Raw genomic sequence first — 18,967 nt, forward strand, 5'->3', positions numbered from 1 at the left:
GTAGCTTTTAAAATCATCCCGTGGCAGAAATGCTGCGGGATTTTTTGTTAGGCGCGATGCCCGTTAATCACTTGAAAATAATATTCCGCTTGTTGTCGAAGATGGAGTTGTATTGCAACATCCTGTATTCCTGCAGCATCTTCTTTTCTTTACCGTCGGCATAGTTGTAGTTCAGGAACTTGTGATGCGTTGTGGAATAGAATCCCCAGGAATTCATGGCGGGGATTTGCTCCTGCATATCGCTCAGGAAGCGGTTGTAGGCCGGGAACTCGATGCCTGCGACCTTGTACACATAGTTGCTCAGGTAGTTGAGGCTTGTCAGGGGGACGTCTATGGATTTTGATTCGTAGTTTGTCCACACGAAGAAGGGAACTTTGTACAACTTCTGGCGTTCCTTCAGGGACGTAAATTCCTTGCCATAGACTTCTTTGTAGAATTCTTTATTCAGCCCTGGAAAGTGATCCCCGTAGAACACGATGACGACTTTTTCTTTGACTTGTTCAAAATAGTGTAGCAGGTATTTCAGGGCCTTGTCGGATTCGCGGATAAGGCCCGTGTAGAGTTCTGCATCGGGATATCCTGGGTAACGCTTCAGCGGGACTTGGAGTTTCTGGCTTTCGTCGTCGGGATTGTACCCGCTGTGGTTCTGCATGGTAACGCCGTAAAGGAACAGCGGCTTTTTCTTGTGTTCGAACTTGCCGATGATGTATTCGAACATCTCCCGGTCGCTCACGTAGTCGCGGAGCTTTTTCTTTTGCGGGTAGTCTTCGAGGAAGGTCGTGGTCTCGAAACCGAGAAGCGGCCAGATTGTTTCCCTGGACCAGCCCTGCCTATGGAAGGGGTGCGTGGCGATGGTTTCGTAGCCGAGCCCTTTGAGGTGTGCTGCCATGGAGTAGGCGGGCGCCTTGATGTACATCTGGTAGACGGAAATGCCGTGGTTGAAGAACGCCATGGAATTGCCTGTCAGGAATTCGTATTCGGAGTTGGCCGTGCCACCGCCATAGACGGACGAAAGCGCGAGCCCTTTGACGGTGTTCTTGTGGAGCGTCTTGTAGAAAAGCGTGTCGCCGAATTCCGGGTTCAATGTGCTGATGTCGGCATAGGCCTCGTCCATGATGACGATGATGGAGGGGAGTTCCGCGGTGGAATCGGCGTGTGCGGAGTCAGTCACGACGGAACTGGAATCTTGTGTGATGTAGCGTTCGGCGATTTTTTCCGTAATCTCGTAGGAGTATCCTTCCGGTGCCTGCTTGAGGGTAGTGACAATCTGCGCGAAGAAGTTGACCAGGAACCCGTTGTGGGTCGAGCCCATCTTTTCCCAGCTCATCACGTAGACGGAGGGGAGCCTCGCGATGGAAATGCCTGCCGCCGCCACACACAAGATGGCAGAAACAATGCGTACAAGCTTTCGCTTGTTGAATTGTGCGGGCTTGAGGCAGAAGCCCATGTGCAAAATAAGCAGGTACGAGAACAGCCCGCAGGTGGGGTTGAACGACCAGCCGAAATTGTAGTTGTTGGCGACTTCTTTGGCAACCCCTATGGCCAGGAAGTCCATGGGCGTGAGCTCGTTCCCGCGGAAGCTGAATATGTAGTAGTTCGCGAGGGAAAGGAGTAAAAACGGGATGACGCCTACGGCAAACGAAAGCCTCGGTTTCAGCGTGATGGCAAGCAGGAGCAGCGGGAAAGTCGCGAGCATCAGGAGTTCTGCGACAAAATTCCTCCAGTGCGCGATGATGACGAGCCCGATATGTGTATCGGCGAAACTTTGCGAGACTTGGGTACAAAGGAAACAGGCAAGAAAAAACCAAATAAAAGTAAAAATGGTATTTTTTTGCGGTGTCGTATCAATTTCTTTGTGGCCGATGAAGGCGAAGGCGATGCCGAAGGGGATGGCTGCCTCGATATAGCCCATCGCTGTGAAGGTGCTGAACGCGACGATGCCTAGAACAATGCCTATGAATCGGCGAGAAGGAGTTCGGATTTTCACGAAATGTAAATATAGAAATATGAGGCTCGGGGCACGAGGCTCGAGCAGTGAGTAATGAGTCATGAGCGATGAGCCGTGAGCAATAACAACTTTTTCTCTCGTCTAATCCTAACCACTGCCTACTTCCTACTGTCTACTGTCTACTTCCTACTCCCTCATCCAGTAACACTTTCTCCCTCTTCCGGTGTTTAACTCCAAAAAGGATTGCAAAAATGAACATTTTAGTATTGAATGCGAGTCCGCGCAGGCGCGGGATGACTTCACAGGCGTCGGAGTGCTTTGTTGAGGGCGTAAGGTCTGCAAGCACCGATGATTTTTCTAGCGAATCGGTCCATGTGGATGTTCTGAACGTGAACGACCTGAATTTTTCCCCTTGCAAGGCGTGCCTTTACTGCCGCAAGCATGGCAATTGCTGCCAACCGGTAGATGATGCCCACAAAGTTGCAGAGCTGGTTCGTGCCTGCGACGTGCTAGTGGTGGCGGCTCCGGTCTATTGGGGCAACATCCCTGGGGTGCTGAAGACGCTTTTCGACCGCTTGGTGTATGTGCTGATGGGCGAGACCAAGGTGGGGATCCCGATTCCTAAACACAAGGGCAAGCAGGCCTATGTGATTACGAGCTGCACGACCCCGTTCCCGTTCGACGTGCTATGCGGGCAGACAACCGGTGTTTTTCGCGCCCTCAAGGAGGTTTTAGGGACATCCGGGTTCAAAATTTGCGGAAAAATTGCAATTCCTGGGACGCGAAAGCTTCAGGAGCTCCCCGAACGGGTAGGCAAGAAAGCCTATAATATGGGTGTGCGCTGTGTTTAAGACCCGATGCCATTCTCCTAACCACTAACCACCAACCACTAATCACTATTTTCTAAATTTGAGGTAACACTTTTGACCTCCATTGGTGTTACACAGGCATGGAAAGGACAAATCCCGCAGACCGCATGGCATTATCGAAACTCTACGAGGCATACGCCCCGATGGTTTTCCGCCGCTCCATGATGCTCTTGAAGGACGAATCCGAAGCCGAAGACATGGTGCAGAACGTGTTTTTGCGCGTGTTTGAACGCTGGGACAGCCTGGATGTATCGCAGCCGTCGAGTCTTTTGTGGAATACGGCGACGAGGCTCTGCCTCAACCGTATCCGCGACAAGAAACGCCGTGGGCTCGATTGCAATACGAGTGAACTGCTTCTCTCTATTGCTTGTGCCGACGATGAACAGGACTCTTTCGAAGCGAAAAACCTTCTCGCAAAAATTTTTTCGCGGGAACAGGAATCGACAAGGACTATTGCGGTGTTACACTATGTAGATGGCATGACGCTCGAGGAAACTGCCCGCGAGGTAGGACTTTCGGTGAGTGGCGTGCGCAAGCGCTTGCGTGGTTTGCAAGCCAAGGTAAAAAATCTGGAGGTAAAGTGATGATCCCCGATTGGAAACTGGAACGATACTTGACGGGCGACCTGCCCGAAAGCGAGATGCGCGAGATTCGCGAACTCGAGCAAAAGGACGAGATTTTCGCCCAGCGCGTGAAACTCATGCGCGAAGATAATGCGGCGATTCTCCGCAAGATGCCTTTTGAAAGGCTTTCCGAAAAACTGGATGCGATGCCGGAACGTTCGAATTCTGCAGGCAATATGGTGCCTGTGAATTTCAGGCTCGTGAAGTTCGCTGCCGCTGCGGCCTTTGTGCTTGCGGTGGTTTCTGTTGCGCTGTTCAGCCAGCGCGAGATTGCCAGCCAAGGTGTTGGCGGGCAGCTCGCAAGCGATGGCTCTGCGGAATCTGCAATGGAAGTCGCGATGGTCGATGAGGATAACGGTACGCGCATCAAGGGCATGGATGCCCGCATGGAAGTTTGGAAAAAGACGGGGGACAGTGCCGTGCAGATGCAGAATCTGGACGCTGCCAGCGAAGGCGACGAAATCCAGTTGCGCTATTCTGTGCCCGAAAAATGCTACGGGCTCCTCTTTAGCATGGACGGCAACGGCACTATCACGATGCATATGGGCGACAATAATCGCGCCATCGTACTTGAACCTGGCAAGATGACGACTCTCCCGTTCGCATACAAACTGGACAATGCTCCGAAATTCGAAAAGTTCTTCTTGCTAACGTCAAAGGCGGGTTTTGCTGTCGATGTCGACAATATTGATGCCGTGTTCAAGAACAAGGAAATAAGCAACGTATCTATCACGTTGCACAAGGTGGCGAAGTAGGAGGATGTATGAAGAATTTGCTGAAGAAAATAGCGCTTTGTGATTTTTATACGCAGTCGATTGTCATTTGTTTTGTGTGCCTTGCGGCGTTGCTCGTCCTTGCTGGCAAGGCGAATGCCTCCGAAGGGCAAGGGCCGATTGCGATTGACCGCTACGTTTTTGCGGTGAGTGCGAATAACGGTGGCAAGGATCGCCCGAAGTTGCGTTATGCTGAATCCGATGCGCGTTCCTTTGCAAATGTGCTTTCCCAGATGGGTGGTGTATCGAAGCAGAACATCATGATGGTCAAGGAACCGAAAGTCGCCGATTTGCAGCGCGAGCTCAATGCCTTGGACGAGAAAATCCAGGCTGCGCGAGCCAAGAAGAAAACGGCGGGTGCCGGTAGTTCTCGCGAAGAGGTGCTGGTGTACTACAGCGGCCATGCCGATGAAAAGGGACTGCGTCTCGGTAACGAACTGTACGGTTGGCAGGAATTCCGCAAGCGCATTGATGCCTTGCATGCCGACGTGAAGATTGCCGTTATCGATGCATGCGGTTCCGGTGCGATTACCCGCCTCAAGGGCGGTGTGGCAGTGCCTGCGTTCATGGTGGACCAGAGCAGCGACATGAAGGGTTACGCCTTTATCACGAGCAGTACGCAAGACGAATCGAGCCAGGAAAGCGATAAGCTGAGGGGATCCTTCTTTACGCATTCCCTGGTGAGCGGTATGCGCGGCGCCGGCGACCTGAGCGGCGATGGCAAGGTGACCTTGTCCGAGGCCTACCAGTTCGCTTTCAACGAGACTTTGCAAAAGACCGAGACGACATTGGGCGGTGCCCAGCATCCGAGCCGCGACATGAACCTTGCCGGTACGGGCGATGTGGTGATGACGGATCTGCGCAGTACAAGCGCTGGGCTGGAACTGGACGAAGACGTAGATGGCCGCCTGTTTATCCGTGACGAGAAAGGTGAGTTGGTCGCCGAACTTTACAAAAAGGGCGGACGTGCCATGAGCCTCGGCTTCCCGGCCGGTAAGTACAACATTCGCCTGGAACGCCCTGCCGAATACAAGGAAGCGAGCGTTACTCTCCAGGACAACTACCGTGCCCGTCTTTCGCAGAAGCAGTTTGCACAGGTTTCTACCGAAAAGACGACGCTCCGCGGCGAAATCGGGAAGGCGAACCGTACCGATTCTGTGCAACATTCCCTGGACTCTTTGGATCATAACGGAAAATATCGTGTGACGTTCAATCTTGTGGATACCGACAAGGAACCCCGCAAGGGCATGCAGTATGGCCTTTTCGCTACCATGACTCACGACTACATGCTGGGTTCGCAGGTAAGCTTGTTTGCAAATGCGGCGAAAAAGGAAATTCACGGCATGCAGCTGACGTTCGGCTTGAACATGGCCCGCGACAGGATTGAAGGTGCCCAGGCATCTACGGTTTTCAATTACGCTGGCGAGTTCGATGGATTGCAGGTCAGTTTCGTGAACGTCGTACGTAACCCCTCCCACGGTATGCAGCTGGGATACGTAAACTTCGGTGCCGACACGGTGAGCTTTATGCAGGCGGGTTTTGCCAACTACATGAGGCACGGACGGTTCGGTTTTGGTTTTCTCAATGTGGGCGTAACTTCGTCGGGCCTGCAGGCAGGCTTCGCTAACGTGGCCAGGGACTCTTCGAATGTCCAGGTCGGCTTTGCCAACTACATGGGGCACGGACGGTTCGGTTTTGGTTTTCTCAATGTGGGTGTAACTTCGTCGGGCCTGCAGGCAGGCTTTGCTAACGTGGCCAGGGACTCTTCGAATGTCCAGGTCGGCTTTGCAAACGTGAACGGCGGTACTGGTGGGGTGCAGATCGGCTACGCGAACTACGAGAGGCATGCGACTAATCGCCAGATAGGTTTTGTGAACGTCTGTGCAAAATGCGAGAAGACGCCGATCGGTTTCTTGAGCATTGTCGGCAATGGCGTGTGGTCCGCAACGACTTCCATGAACGAAATGGGCGCACTCGATCTCGCACTTCGATTCGGAACGGCCTATTTCTTCACCTCGTTTGAAGGCGGGCGCCTTATCGAAAAAGGTACGGAATTCGAACACTTCAGCGATGTGTATGAAAATGGTGTCGGTTTCGGTACGCAGTTCGGCAAGTACGGAAGCCACGCTGAACTGGAATACATGTTCCTGAATATATGCAAGGGCAGGATGTTTGACGACGATGTCGGCTATCACCACCGTCTGCGCCTGGGCTATACGAGCCAGCTTGTTCCGCTTGTCGGCCTTTCTATCGGGGGAACGCTCAACATGGCTACTATTGGCTACGGTGACGGCATTTACCTGAAGCCCCTGAGCGAATACCACGACGACTTCGGCTCCGAAAAGCACAAGGCTCGCTGGTGGCCTGGCTTCTACGCCGGTTTGACCGTCGGAAGGTTTTAAGTACTCCACAATCTCAAAGACCGCAAAACTGCGGTCTTTTTTTTTTGCAAATAAGTAACACATTCATCTTTATCAGGTGTTACAAGGGCAAATAGGGTTTCCTATTTGCTATTTTTTACTAAAATACGAGAATTTTGTTGAAAATCTATACTGGCATTATCGTTTTGTTGGCGGCTCTTGCCGCCATGGCACAGGAGCCGAGCGCGTCCGATGCCGTTGTTGGAGATTCTGCGAAGGTTCAGGGAATTGTTTTTAACGGCGTGGTGCAGGATTCTTCCTTTGCTGCGGGTGAAAAACTGAATGTGGAAATCCTTGAATCGGGCGAGGCTTTGCAGACGACAGTCGGCACGCCTTTCAGCGTCGTGCTTCCCGAAGATACTCTCTGGAACATTTGCGTTACCAATTCCGATACGGCGGGTGCCGAGAAGGAAAAATGCTACGAACTTGTGTATACGGGCTCCGAAGGCAGTTTCTCGCAGGCATTGGGAGAGGCTTTTGTAGACGAGAGCGCAGAGACGAAAGACGAGAGCGTGGCTCAGGGACCTGATTCCGCCAAGGTCGGTGCCAGTGCTGAGCTCGGCCGAAGCAAGCCTGCCGAACCGACCACTGCCAAGACGGAGGGCTCGGGGCCCGAGGCTCAAGACTCGAAAGATTCTGCACAGGCAAAAAAGCCCGCCGAGGACGTGGATGTGGACGCGCTTCTTGCCGGGGGTGACAACACGAAGGTCACCGAACTCAAGAAAGTCGTGGTGCAGCTGCGTCGCCGTCCCAAGCGCAAGCCGGGCGAATCCGTTGTGACCGCGAAATCTATCAAGCGCATGCCGGGCCTTGCCGAAGCGGACGTCATCAAGAGTGTGCAGGCGCTCCCGGGCGTGGTCGCGAGTTCCGATTTCAGTTCCAAGATTTACGTGCGCGGTGGTGCCGCCGACCAGAACCTCTTCTTGTTCGACAACGCGGTGGTGTATTCCCCGGTGCATTTCTTCGGCCTGTTCAGCACCTTCCTCGTGGAAGGCATCGACGACGTGCAGTTCTACAAGAGCGGTTTCCCGGCGCAGTACGGCAACCGCCTGAGTTCCGTGCTCAAGATGGACGGACGCGCCGGTGGCCAGGACACAGTCAACGAGTGGTTCAGCAAGTCAAGTCTCAAGATAAGCACGTTTGCCGCACAAGCCCACACCGAAGGACACCAGGGCCCGGCCCGCTGGGTGTTTGCAGGACGTACCACCTACATCGGCTACATGCTTGACCTCTGCAATGCTATCGGCATTCTGGACCTGGAACTAGATTACGAATTTACGGACTTGCAGGGCACGTTCATGTACAACTTTACTGACGATACACGCATCAAGTTCAGCTACTATGTGGGTAAGGACCGTCTGAGTTTTGATCCTCTCTACATGGACTGGGGTAACATCGCCATTCCGTTGAATTTCTACCATCGCTTTAACGGGAACTGGGATTACAATATGACTCTCGCATTCAGCGAGTTCTACCAGACCATGAAAATTAGCGATCTCATGTCTATCGAGATGTACCTCTACACCTTTGCCGGTAAGCAGTGGCTGAATTACCGCGGCATTGCTAACCACACGATAACCTTTGGCTACGAATTGGAATACGACTACGAACGTTACCAGGAAGCCATCGCCACGATAAGCATTACCGATATCCAGAAGCCGTTCCACCATGTGGCCTACTTGCAGGATGCCTGGAAGTTTGCTCCCGATTACCTGTTGCAATACGGCATGCGCTTCAATTACCAGACGGCGGCTGAACACTTCGGTGTCGAACCCCGCGCCTCCTTCACGGTCAACGTGGACGAGAACAAGACGGTTGAACTGTACGGTGGCTATTACCTGCAATACTTGAATTCCATCGTCTACACCGACCAGGAAACGCTGAACGAATTCTATTATCCGGCGACGACCACGACCAAGGGCAAGCATATCAAGCCCGCGTCTTCGTGGCTGTTTGCCGCGGAATACAGCCAGCGCAACATCTTCGAGGATTACGATGCGACCGTAGGTGTCTATTACAAGACGCAGAATAACTTGAACACGTTCCAGGCGGTGCTCGACAGCAACGAGGAAACGGCTTCGGACGACTTCGTGATTGCCGACGGGTTCGGCACGGCGGAAGCTTATTCCTTTGGTTACGAACTTTCTCTGCGCAAGGATAGGGGCTGGCTGTTTGGCGGTATCAACTGGAGCCAGAGCATCAGCGTCGCCAAGACTCATGACGGTTCTAAACCCTATTTCCCCAGTTGGCATCAGCCTTACGCGCTCAAGATGGATGCGGGTATCAACTGGAAGGGCGACGAGAACTCTCTCCGGAAACACAGGAAAAAAGGCCGCTATTTCCGCTCTTCCGTGATTCTCAAGTACTCTGCAGGCATGCCTATCAGCGAATACCTGGGCTACTACTATCCCGAAGAAATTGGAAGCCAGCAGTACTCGGACGAAATTACGGTGTTGCCGGGTAGCCGCAATGCCGGGCGCCAGACGGATTACTTCCGCATCGACGTGAAACCGATCGATATTGGAAAAGAAGACAAGTGGAATTTCAGTTGGACGATCATCAACTTGACAGACCACGAAAACATGTTCTACACATTCTACGATACGAGCAAGAACCCTCCCAAGAAGACATCCATCGCGCAGTTCCCCTTTTTACCGATAATGGTTAGCTATGAATATTATTTCTAGAATGCTTGTTGTGTTTGCGCTTATGCTGGGGGCTTGTGGTGATTTCCATGGGCCGTGGGACTACTATCCCGAAGAGCGGGATGTTTATCTGGGTATTTACACGTATGGGTATATTATGCCCGAGGAAAATTCGCACATCTGCTTCTCGAAAGTTTACGCTTTGGATGAATCGTCTGCGGAGGACTTCATTTTTTACGACAGTGCCTATGTGACGGTAAGTGGGCGTTTCTCAGTTTATGGAGAAAGAATTATTGACACCACTATGGTCTTGCAACAAAGCGGTTCGCCAAATTGTTTTAAAGATTATAATGGTAAAGGCGTCGTGGGTGAAACTTACACGATGGAAGCTTATTTCGTTTGGGATAGCGCGGGCCATACTGCAAAATCCAGATACAAGGCTGAAGCGAAAATACCGGAAGCCGTCCGTGTCAAGGGCCTGAACGTTCCGCAGCAGGATGGAAGTTACAAGTGGATGGAATATGACAAAAATAAGGAGATCACTGTCCAATTCTTGGAATTTCCGATGGATATGGAATTCATCAAGTGCGCCTTGGATTACGACCATTCTGTGCGCGGAGTCCTTTCTGTGATGAACTATGGGATTGAAGAAAACGCGGAATCGCAAAAGACGACTATTAACCAGATGCTCAAGGGGTTGACCGAAGAGGATTCACTAGGGTATAGGGGCATAGCCTTGCATGATCCGCTCGAGACTTCGCAAAATTTGGGCTATACGTCGAATTCTAAGGTGGCGGACTACTATGCACTCGATACGCTTTACCTGATGAACATGATGATGCCCTTGGGAAAAATCTCGGTGGATTTCTATGCAACCGATGCGGCCTACATTGACTATGAAAGTAAGGTGAAGGGCTCGGTGAGCGATTCCAGAATTATTCCGGAATCCAACATCGAGAACGGCATGGGGGTCTTTTCTGGGATGGCAAAGACGACGATTGAGTTGTTTGTCGAAGGAACTGGGGTGAATATGTGGTATATTGCTTCAAAACAGTGTCATAATGAGAAAGGTGATTTTTCGGATAGTTGGGATTCAAAGGCATGCAGGCTTTATAAGGATGCAATTTGTGCGGGAGATGAAAACTTGGATACCTGGCAGGATGGTTTAATGGGTGCCAACAAAAATGCTTACAAACTGTACAGAGATAGCGTTCCCAATATAGCAGTCAGGTCATGTTATGCTTCACATGTGAAGGCGGCGATGATGCTCGATACAACCAAGTGGTCTATCTTTTTGCCGGATACGATTAATGAAAAAGATAAAAATAATGCTTATGGCGATGGTCTGAAACGTTATTGCGTGGCAAGCAACTTTGAGAGCAACCATATTGCGGATTGTACGGAAATGTATGAACAGTGCATAGAAAGCCCTGAAAAGAACAACTGCAAGGAATATTTGTGGATGTGGTGTGCCGACCGGGATTGGGATACAAGGGAATATCCGCAGTGTAATTCTGCACTTGTGAGTCGTTACTATATCGAAAAGCCGAAATCAAACATATTGAAGCGGGAAGTGGAAACTATTTGTAGTTATTATTGGAATGAAGATGTCAAAGAAAAGGACAAAGTGAAGACTGTCTATCACTTGAGAAACCGTTCTTGTGAAAATTGGTGTAAGATGGATGACAAGGGGTTGGAATGCCAGTGATTGCTTCGATGGAAATTTTGTTATGGATGGGAATTTTTACGGTGACAAATGAGTTAGGCTTAGGTGTTTAGAAGGTGATTATGAAAACAAGAGTATTATTGACTGTATTTTTCCTTTTGGCGGGTGCGGCCTTTGCGGATCGCAGCTCGGAAATTCAGGATCTCAAGCTTGAAAAAGAAAAGCTGAATTCCGAAATCCAGAAGCTGAACCGGCAGATTGCCGCGACGGATTCGATGCTCAAGGCAGACGATTCCCGTTACAAGACGCTGCAGCAGCGTTACAAGGCCGATACGGAGCGCCGCCGTGCCGAAATCGACAGCTTGAACGCGAAAATCCGCAATGTCGCAGAACAGTTGCAAGACGAACGCGGCAAGCAGGCGCGCGCCAAGAACCGTAGCGAAAACGTCGCGGCAAAGCGCAAGGCCTTGCGCTCGGCGCTTTCCGCCGTCTGCCGCCAGCTGGAATCCCAGGTGGCCCAGACGCTCCCCTGGGAACGCGACACGAGGCTCGACCGCGTGAAATCCCTGACCCGCGATATCGAGGGCGGGAACGCCAGCGAAGAAGAAGCGTTTTCTCGCCTCAAGTCGCTTATCGCCGAAGAAACTCGGTTCGGCGACGAGGTGGCGATCATCAACAGCCCGCTCACGCGCAAGAACGGCGAACTCATCAACGCCTCGATATTGCGCATCGGGAACCAGTGGATGGTCTATAGTGACGACAATGGAACTGTTTTCGGTAGCCTTGTGCGCAAAATCGAGAACGGTAATATCGTTTACGAATGGAACGAAGATTTGAACTTGGAAGAACGTGCCGCTGTCAAGCTCGCGATTGATGTAAAGCAGGCGAAAAAGCCGCCTCAGGTCGTGAAGTTGCCGGTGAGCCTCTCTGTTGTGGGAGGTGGAAAATGAGAGATAAGAGACTAGAGGCTAGAGGCGAGAGATTAGAGACGAGAGACGAGCGGTTCGACAAGCTCACCGACCTTAATAAGGGCCCTGAGCTTGCCGAAGGGTCCGTCAAGTTGCTCGAAGGTTTTATGAAGGTGTCGTTGGTTTTGGTTCTCCTGGCGTCGTCGGCGTTTGCTTGGCCGTGGTCATCGAAAGAGAAAAAGCCGACTGCTGAAGACCAGGAACGCATCAAGGATTCCCTACAGCTCGAAGAAGTCCGCTCGCTGCAGCGCGAAGTCGAAACGCTGACCCGCATCCGTTTGCAGAAGGCCGACTCGCTCGAAAAAATGGAAGCGGAACACTGGAAAAAGCGCTACGCTGAATCGCAACTGACCGAGGAACACCAGGCAGAAACGCGCGAACTCGATGGCCGCTATTCCAAGCTCTCGACGGACTTGGGCCGCGTCAACGAAGAAGTGATGGCGAGCAAGAACGTGACGGGCGAGGCCGAAGAAAATGCGAAGGCCGAAGAGTCCGCCTACGATGCGCTGAACACGCAGGTGAAGCTTTCTATCGACAAGACGCTCGGCGAGGTGACGGGCGACTATCCCGTGGGCATGAACGGCCGCCTGCTGCGCCTGAAGCAGGCCGCTGCCGAGGCCGATGCGCAGAACCCGAACACGCTGGGTGCTGCCCGCGGTTACCTGACGGATTTGCTTTTGCGCCAGGAACTGACCTACACGCAGTCTTACGGCCGCGAGGTTTCGCAGGTGGGCAACCGCCCCGATGTGAACGTGAACCGCTTGCGTCTCGGTACGGTGTTCCTGGGCGAAGTCGCCGTGGACAATGGCGAAGTGCAGGCATTGCTCCGCTCGGGTGCTTTGCAGGGCAAGGTGTTCGAATGGAATGCAAATCTTCCGCCCGAAATGGCCGCGAACGTGAAGCAGGCCGTGACGCTTGCTCCGGAACACACGATTGTGAACATTCCGCTGGATGTTTTGCAGAACAAGGCAATCAAGAATGCGATTACCGACACGAAGGAACTCACCTGGAGCGAAGAACTTTACGCGTTCTTCAAGAAGGGTGGCATCGTGATGTACCCGCTCGCCCTTGTCGCAATTTTTGCTTTGCTGCTTTGCCTGGAACGCTTCTTGGTGCTTTCTTACCGCGGACATCTGAGCCGCCGCTTTATCCGGAAGCTGAACGGCATGGTGAAGGAATCCCGTTACGAGGATGCGGCAAACCTTTGCCTCAAGAAGGAAACGAGCCTTTCGATGGTGCTGTTCGCCGTGCTCAATCGCGCCCGCGAAGCGCGCGAAGATGCCGAGCGCTCCTTGCAGGAGGCCCTGCTCCGCGAACAGCCGAAACTTGAACGCCGCATGGGCTTGCTTGCCGCCATGGGGACGATTGCTCCGCTGCTCGGCCTTTTGGGTACGGTGACGGGTATCATCACGCTCTTTACCGTGATTACCGAAGTGGGTACGAACGACGCGCGTGTGCTTGCCGGCGGTATTTCCGAAGCCCTCGTGACTACGGAGACCGGCCTTGTCATCGCCATCCCCGTGATGATCCTGCACGGCCTCCTGAGCGAAAAGATTGAAAAAGTCACTAGCGAAATGTATGTGCAAAGTACAGCCCTTTTAAACCGCATTTTTGGAAAGGAGACCGTTTAAGTTCCCTTGGCTTGCTGAATCAACTGAAGCGGTGGAAATGGAAAGAATTATAAGATCGCTGATAAGGCCCCTGAGCTTGCCGAAGGGCCGAAGTGACAGAAAGGAAAAACAATGAGTAGCTACATGTACATACTAAAGTGTTCTGACGGCTCTTTCTACACAGGTAGTACAAGAGACTTGGAAAAGCGTGTTATGGAACATAACATGGGCATGGGAGCAAATTATACTCGAAAGCATCTTCCTGTAGAACTTGTTTATTTTGAGGAGTTTCAAAGGGTTGATGACGCTTATGCGAGGGAAAAGCAAGTGCAAGGTTGGACTCGCTCTAAAAAAGAGGCTTTGATCAAGGGTCAGTTCGGCAAGCTCACTGACCTTTCAAAAAGCACTTTGGCTAAACATTCTGCTGTGGGAAAAAATTGAACAACTCCTTCTACATATTCATCGAATCGTTGAAGAACACGTACGAAGCAGGCGGCGTGGTGATGCTCCCTATTCTCTTGGCGGGTGTCGTTGGCTTCTACTTCTTGTTCTCCGGTTGGTTCCGTATCGGTAGCGACTTCTTCCGCAAGGATATCCACAAGGTCATCAAGCGCATGCGTCTTGACCTGAACGGTGGAATCGAGGAATACGAGAAGAACGCCGAGCCGCCGAGCGTTGAGAAGGCCCTGCGCAGGCTTCGCAAGCGTGGCGGGCTCCTCGGTAGGGAACTTTGCTATGCGATCGAGGTGGCGAAAGATAATCCGGAAGGCTTCCGTGACTACATGCAGGTGCGCCTCGCCAAGACGGTGCGCTACATGGAGCAAGGGAACCATGTTGTCTCCGTGATGGCGTCTGCCGCTCCGCTACTTGGCTTGCTTGGCACGGTGACCGGTATGGTGTCGACCTTCGAAGTGATTACGCTGTACGGCAACCAGAACCCCGTGCTCATGGCCGATGGCATCTCCGAAGCGTTGATTTCGACGCAGAGCGGGCTTTTGGTGGCTTTCCCGTTGACCCTTTTGAAACAGCGCCTAGACGAACGTGTAGAAATTTTGCGCCAGAAAATGGAACTCGGCGCGACGGTGATAGAAAACTATTTTGTGGAGAAGCAGGACCGCTAAAATGTCATTGCGAGGCCCTTAGGGCCGTGGCAATCCAAGGATGAAGGTTTGTATGGAATTCAATTTGCCGAGAAGAAAACAGAAGGATATGGGCATAGAGATGGGCCCGCTGATGGACATCGTGTTCATCTTGCTCATCTTTTTCGTGGTGACGTCCTCGTTTACCCGCGAGACCGGTGTCGACGTGACCAAGCCGCAGGCGCAGTCCGCAAGCCAGCTCGAAAAGGAGAACCTGCTCATCGCCATCACGCGCGAGGGTACGATCCACATGAACGAGCGTCAGGTGGACCTTGCGAGCTTGCAGGACATTTTGAAACAATCGCTCGCGAAGGCGCCAGACCGCGAAGCCGTGGTGATTGCTGACAAGGGATCCGAAACGGGCGTGCTCGTGCAGGTGATTGATATGTGTAATTTGGCTGGAGTGAAGAAGGTGTCGATCGCGGCGCAGGCGGAATAGTAGGGGCTAGGATCTAGAGGCTAGGATCTAGGGGCAACGAGGTAGATAGTGATTAGTAAACAGTGGTTGGTGGTTAGGAATATAGACGAGATAAACGATACTAGGCACTTTAGTGCCTTAGTAGAGTTATCCTTTATGAGGAGAACGCCGCTGCGCGGCTACAGACGAGAGGAAAAAGTAAACAGTGATTAGTGGTTGGTGGCTAGTATTTGTCATTCGCAGGCGCATGACTCGTCGGCTCAGCCATGCCGAAACGCAAGCGTTTTGGTGTGGCATTCGCCTTGGTTGTCATTGCGAAGGGCGGAGCCCTGAAGCAATCTCCGCTACTCAACTGGCGGCCTCGTGCCTCGAACCTCGAGCCTAAATGGTAACGAAATGTTTAGATGGATTAAAAAACTGGTAAAGCGTTTTAGCATTCTGCTTGCGGCGATTCTCGCGAGTGCTTTGCTCGTGTTCTCCGTGACGATGGCGAACTTGTTTTTGACGGGCAAGGTGTTCCACGAAAAGAAGTACGTGAAAACCGAGGTCTCCGTGAAAAAAGTCGAGGAAGTCGAGAAGAAAATCGAGAAGAAGAAGCCTGCACGCAAGCCGAACCGCCAGCGTTCCAATTCCCGCTCGCCGAAGGCGGGCCCGCGCTTAGCGATGAACTTGGGGGCTGTCTCGGGTACGGCCGGTGCCGCCATCAGCGACGAACTGGTTGCCGATTTCCGCGGGGGCGCGCTGTCGACCGAGAAGGGCGACGTGGACAAGAAGCCCGAAAGCCGCGCGATGCCGAATTTCCAGGTGCCGCCGCAGATTCGCGATCGCGAAGTCGATGCGATGCTGCGGCTGAGTTTCTGCGTGGACGTGAGCGGCAAGGCGTACGATATCAAGGTTGTCGAGGAATCCCCGGCGGGCTCGGGGCTCGCCCAGGCCGGCCGGGAGGCTCTTGGCCGTATGACGTTCTCTCCGGCAGAGAAGGGAGGCAAGGCCGTGCCCTTCTGCGGGATGGAACAGCCGTTTGAGGTGAAGTTTAGAGATTAGTAGGAAGTAGACGGTAGACAGTAGGAAGTAATTTTTTTAGTAGAGATTAATGTTATGATTTTCGGAAAGTTCCTGAATGTTTTTTATGGATTACAGAAGCGTTCTAAGTTCTGTTTACTTCCTACTTCCTACTTCCTACTTCTGTTTTCCCTTGCCACGTCTGCATTCGCCGCGCAATCTTCCTACGACCTGATGGAACGTGCAAACGCCCTTTATCGCGAGGGCAAATTCAAGCAGGCCATCACGCTTTACCGCAAGGCGGAATCCCGCGGGGCCGACCCCGTCGCCACCAGTTTCAACATCGCGAATAGCTATTACCAGAGCGGCATGTATCCTGAGGCCGCCGCCTCTTACCGCAAAGCTGTCGATTTTTCGAACGGGGCTTTTTCTCCCGCACTTTTCAACATGGCGAGCGTGTACTTTAGGCTGCGCCAGTATCCCGAATGTGTGGCGGCGTACCACCGCGCGTTGAAACTGGAGCCGGAAAACGTTTCCGGCTGGCTTTACTTAGGCGAAGCCTACAGTAAAACAGGCGACGCGGTCGGCGCGCTCCGCGCCATTGAAAAGGCTTACCAGTTCGACAAGGACGACATCAGCATTGTTTACCAGCTTTCTGAGGCGAACATCGCGCTGAACGATTTTGACCGCGCCGTATCCGTCATCCGTGAGGGCTATGCGGCCCATCCCGACGAAGTTGACTTCCTCGTGTATTTGGGCGATGTCTACCGCCTGAACAAAAAATACGAAGAAAGCGCCGGCGCTTATCGCGAGGCTTTAGGCGTCCGTCCCGACGATACGGCGACCATGTACAAGTTGGCCGATGTCCTCGCCGAAGATGATAAACCGTTCGTGGCGATGGATGTGCTGAACAACATAGTGAACATCAAGCCCGACTTTACCGATGCCGCGATTTTCCTCGGGAACCTCGCTTACGATGCGAAGTTCTATGATCGCGCCGAATCGGCCTACGACTTGGCCGCCAAGCAGGGCAATGCCGAAGCCGTTTTCGGTTTCAAGAACATGGCCTACGATGCCCATGCCGAAAAGCGCGATGCCGAAGCCCTGCGCCTGTTGCGTGTCGCGCAGAAATATTTCCCCGATGATGTCACCATCCAAGCTGACATCTTGGAGTTTGAGAGTAATTAGCCTGTTTTAGAGGCTCTATAGTTTCCCAAAAAATGCATCGGCGAGGCATGCGCGGAAGGCGTGGATGCGGTCGGCGTTCGGTTCGCGGTGCGGGTAAGTAAAATCGCTGAGCAGGATGACTGCGGCGCCTGCGATGGGGTCGCAGACGATGCTTGCGCCGGTGAAACCCGTCTTGCCGAAGGTGCGGGGTGAGATATGCGACCCCATGAACTTGCTCTGGGCAAGTTCCCAGCCCAAGGCTGTGCAGGCGCCCTCCGCGGCAGTGGCGCCCGCGGGCATGAACTTGGTAGCATTTTCGCGGGTAAAGGCGTTTCGGCTTACTAGGTCGAGGATTCCCTTCGGCTCGTCGTTCATCACCATCTGCACGAACTTGAGCAGGTCGGGCACGCAGCTGAACATGCCTGCGCTCCCGACCGGGAATAGTTTGCGCAGCACCCAGGCGCTCTCGTCGTGGATTTCTCCCTGGATTTCGCGGCCGCGGAAGTTGCAGAACTCCGTCGGTGCAATTTCGTTTTTGGGTACCGGATTCCAGTCGCGGCTCAGCGGGTCCCAGCCGCTACGCGTCATGCCGAGCGGTTCAAAGAACCGCTCGCGGCCCTGCTGTTGCAGGTCCGCACCCGCCAGCCGCTGCAGTATGATTCCCAGGAGCACGCTTGCCGGGTTCCCGTAGTTGAAATCTTCGCCGGGCGCCTTTGCAAATTGGTACGTGTACAGCGCATTCAGGATCCCTTCGGGTGGGAGCTCGCGCAGGGTCTTCATTGGCACGCGGTAATCAAGACTGTGCGTGAGCAGGTGGAAAATGCGGATGTCTTCGCGGTAGTTTGTCTGTAATTCCGGTATGAAGTCGACGACCTTCGTATCGATGTCAAGTTTGCCTTCGAGAATGTACGATAGTGCAAGCGTCGATGTGGGGCATACCTTCGTGAGACTTGCAATGTCGAATACGGTGTTTTCGGGGGTATTGAGGGCTACGGTGCGTACCGACCCGTCGGGCAAGATGAACCCCGCGACCGCCTTGTGGAACACGTTCTCCGATTCGGCCTGCTGGAGAAGTTTTTTGATACTGTAATCGTCAAAATGCATGGCCTAATTTTAGAAAAAGGCTGTTGCCCCCGAAGTGGAAAAACTACTATTGACACATGCAAGAAGAACAGATAGACATATTGAATCCGGACGGCACCCCTGCGGGCTATTCCTGTGGCCGCACCCGCGTGCATGCTGAAGGTCTGTGGCACCGTACCGTACACGTTTGGGTGTTCAACGGCGAAGGAAAAATCCTTTTCCAGTTGCGCAGTCACCTCAAGGAGAACAACCCGAACCTGCTGGACACTAGCTGCGCGGGCCATATCTCGGCAGGGGATACCAGCAAGAATGCTGCCATCCGTGAACTTCGCGAAGAACTCGGCCTGAACAAATCCCCAGAAGACCTCGAGTTCCTCTTTGTGGCAATCCACGAGAATGCGCTGAATGGCGGAACCTATATTGACAACGAGTATTATGATACGTACCGTACGAGCGTTACCGACGAAGAAGCCGCCCATTTGGTGCCGCAACCTGGCGAAGTGGACGATTTCGTCTGGATGACTCTGGATGAGTTTTTCGCATTACATGCGCAAAATCCCGAAAAATTCGTTGAGCATCCAAAGGACTATGGCTGGCTGGGTGTTTTACGGGGGCGCAATTAGCTATATTAAGGGT

General features: G+C 52.8%; 17 protein-coding genes. 15 read left to right on the forward strand and 2 right to left on the reverse strand.

What is annotated here, in order from left to right:
- Positions 1–67 precede the first annotated feature (67 nt).
- Positions 68–1,987, reverse strand: a complete 1,920-nt coding sequence (locus tag Q0Y46_RS02605) for an LTA synthase family protein (protein ID WP_297944542.1) — start codon at positions 1,985–1,987, stop codon at positions 68–70.
- 212 nt (positions 1,988–2,199) lie between these two features.
- On the opposite strand from Q0Y46_RS02605, the gene Q0Y46_RS02610 reads away from it, so the two are divergent.
- The 14 genes from Q0Y46_RS02610 to Q0Y46_RS02675 all read left to right on the forward strand — a co-directional run bounded on the left by Q0Y46_RS02610 (position 2,200) and on the right by Q0Y46_RS02675 (position 17,269).
- Complete coding sequence (locus Q0Y46_RS02610) at positions 2,200–2,799, forward strand: flavodoxin family protein (protein ID WP_297944545.1); 600 nt, start codon at positions 2,200–2,202, stop codon at positions 2,797–2,799.
- A 98-nt stretch (positions 2,800–2,897) separates the two neighbouring features.
- Positions 2,898–3,401, forward strand: a complete 504-nt coding sequence (locus Q0Y46_RS02615; protein ID WP_295681026.1) for a sigma-70 family RNA polymerase sigma factor — start codon at positions 2,898–2,900, stop codon at positions 3,399–3,401.
- On the forward strand, positions 3,398–4,195 hold the full coding sequence (locus Q0Y46_RS02620) for a hypothetical protein (protein WP_297944548.1): 798 nt from the start codon (positions 3,398–3,400) through the stop codon (positions 4,193–4,195). Before Q0Y46_RS02615 ends, Q0Y46_RS02620 begins: the two co-directional genes overlap by 4 nt.
- Positions 4,196–4,203: 8 nt before the next feature.
- Positions 4,204–6,615: a caspase family protein gene (locus tag Q0Y46_RS02625; RefSeq protein WP_297944553.1), complete on the forward strand. Its 2,412-nt coding sequence runs from the start codon at positions 4,204–4,206 to the stop codon at positions 6,613–6,615.
- A 137-nt stretch (positions 6,616–6,752) separates the two neighbouring features.
- Positions 6,753–9,320, forward strand: a complete 2,568-nt coding sequence (locus Q0Y46_RS02630; RefSeq protein ID WP_297944555.1) for a TonB-dependent receptor plug domain-containing protein — start codon at positions 6,753–6,755, stop codon at positions 9,318–9,320.
- 1 nt (position 9,321) lies between these two features.
- Entirely contained in the window at positions 9,322–10,986 is a 1,665-nt protein-coding gene (locus Q0Y46_RS02635; protein WP_297944557.1) for a hypothetical protein, read from the forward strand.
- An 80-nt stretch (positions 10,987–11,066) separates the two neighbouring features.
- On the forward strand, positions 11,067–11,894 hold the full coding sequence (locus Q0Y46_RS02640; RefSeq protein ID WP_295681039.1) for a DUF3450 family protein: 828 nt from the start codon (positions 11,067–11,069) through the stop codon (positions 11,892–11,894).
- Positions 11,891–13,543 (forward strand): MotA/TolQ/ExbB proton channel family protein, encoded by a 1,653-nt coding sequence (locus Q0Y46_RS02645; protein ID WP_297944560.1) that lies wholly within the window; start codon positions 11,891–11,893, stop codon positions 13,541–13,543. The genes Q0Y46_RS02640 and Q0Y46_RS02645 overlap by 4 nt, the downstream gene beginning before the upstream one ends.
- Positions 13,544–13,666: 123 nt before the next feature.
- On the forward strand, positions 13,667–13,963 hold the full coding sequence (locus Q0Y46_RS02650) for a GIY-YIG nuclease family protein (protein ID WP_295681044.1): 297 nt from the start codon (positions 13,667–13,669) through the stop codon (positions 13,961–13,963).
- On the forward strand, positions 13,960–14,643 hold the full coding sequence (locus Q0Y46_RS02655) for a MotA/TolQ/ExbB proton channel family protein (RefSeq protein WP_297944564.1): 684 nt from the start codon (positions 13,960–13,962) through the stop codon (positions 14,641–14,643). The genes Q0Y46_RS02650 and Q0Y46_RS02655 overlap by 4 nt, the downstream gene beginning before the upstream one ends.
- 52 nt (positions 14,644–14,695) lie before the next feature.
- Positions 14,696–15,100, forward strand: coding sequence for a biopolymer transporter ExbD (locus Q0Y46_RS02660; protein ID WP_290959098.1), 405 nt, complete (start codon positions 14,696–14,698; stop codon positions 15,098–15,100).
- Positions 15,101–15,345: 245 nt separating this feature from the next.
- Positions 15,346–15,471, forward strand: a complete 126-nt coding sequence (locus tag Q0Y46_RS02665) for a hypothetical protein (protein WP_297944567.1) — start codon at positions 15,346–15,348, stop codon at positions 15,469–15,471.
- Positions 15,472–15,475: 4 nt separating this feature from the next.
- A complete protein-coding gene (locus tag Q0Y46_RS02670) occupies positions 15,476–16,123 on the forward strand; it encodes an energy transducer TonB (protein WP_295681052.1) in 648 nt (215 codons plus the stop codon).
- Positions 16,124–16,177: 54 nt separating this feature from the next.
- Positions 16,178–17,269, forward strand: a complete 1,092-nt coding sequence (locus tag Q0Y46_RS02675) for a tetratricopeptide repeat protein (protein WP_297944569.1) — start codon at positions 16,178–16,180, stop codon at positions 17,267–17,269.
- Between the two features lie 15 nt (positions 17,270–17,284).
- On the opposite strand, the gene Q0Y46_RS02680 is transcribed toward Q0Y46_RS02675, so the two are convergent.
- Positions 17,285–18,352: a serine hydrolase gene (locus Q0Y46_RS02680; protein WP_297944572.1), complete on the reverse strand. Its 1,068-nt coding sequence runs from the start codon at positions 18,350–18,352 to the stop codon at positions 17,285–17,287.
- Positions 18,353–18,408: 56 nt separating this feature from the next.
- Here Q0Y46_RS02680 and Q0Y46_RS02685 point away from each other — a divergent pair, with 56 nt between their 5' ends.
- Complete coding sequence (locus Q0Y46_RS02685) at positions 18,409–18,954, forward strand: NUDIX domain-containing protein (RefSeq protein WP_297944575.1); 546 nt, start codon at positions 18,409–18,411, stop codon at positions 18,952–18,954.
- The last annotated feature ends 13 nt before the right edge of the window (positions 18,955–18,967 follow it).

The organism is uncultured Fibrobacter sp. (assembly GCF_947305105.1).
Taxonomy (GTDB): Bacteria; Fibrobacterota; Fibrobacteria; order Fibrobacterales; family Fibrobacteraceae; genus Fibrobacter.

Coding starts and splice junctions, on each gene's coding strand:
- Q0Y46_RS02665 (WP_297944567.1), top strand. CDS start 15,346: ATGCCGAAACGCAAGCGTTTTGGTGTGGCATTCGCCTTGGTTGTCATT.
- Q0Y46_RS02640 (WP_295681039.1), top strand. CDS start 11,067: ATGAAAACAAGAGTATTATTGACTGTATTTTTCCTTTTGGCGGGTGCG.
- Q0Y46_RS02660 (WP_290959098.1), top strand. CDS start 14,696: ATGGAATTCAATTTGCCGAGAAGAAAACAGAAGGATATGGGCATAGAG.
- Q0Y46_RS02635 (WP_297944557.1), top strand. CDS start 9,322: ATGCTTGTTGTGTTTGCGCTTATGCTGGGGGCTTGTGGTGATTTCCAT.
- Q0Y46_RS02670 (WP_295681052.1), top strand. CDS start 15,476: ATGTTTAGATGGATTAAAAAACTGGTAAAGCGTTTTAGCATTCTGCTT.
- Q0Y46_RS02645 (WP_297944560.1), top strand. CDS start 11,891: ATGAGAGATAAGAGACTAGAGGCTAGAGGCGAGAGATTAGAGACGAGA.
- Q0Y46_RS02610 (WP_297944545.1), top strand. CDS start 2,200: ATGAACATTTTAGTATTGAATGCGAGTCCGCGCAGGCGCGGGATGACT.
- Q0Y46_RS02685 (WP_297944575.1), top strand. CDS start 18,409: ATGCAAGAAGAACAGATAGACATATTGAATCCGGACGGCACCCCTGCG.
- Q0Y46_RS02650 (WP_295681044.1), top strand. CDS start 13,667: ATGTACATACTAAAGTGTTCTGACGGCTCTTTCTACACAGGTAGTACA.
- Q0Y46_RS02675 (WP_297944569.1), top strand. CDS start 16,178: ATGATTTTCGGAAAGTTCCTGAATGTTTTTTATGGATTACAGAAGCGT.
- Q0Y46_RS02625 (WP_297944553.1), top strand. CDS start 4,204: ATGAAGAATTTGCTGAAGAAAATAGCGCTTTGTGATTTTTATACGCAG.
- Q0Y46_RS02615 (WP_295681026.1), top strand. CDS start 2,898: ATGGAAAGGACAAATCCCGCAGACCGCATGGCATTATCGAAACTCTAC.
- Q0Y46_RS02680 (WP_297944572.1), bottom strand. CDS start 18,352: ATGCATTTTGACGATTACAGTATCAAAAAACTTCTCCAGCAGGCCGAA.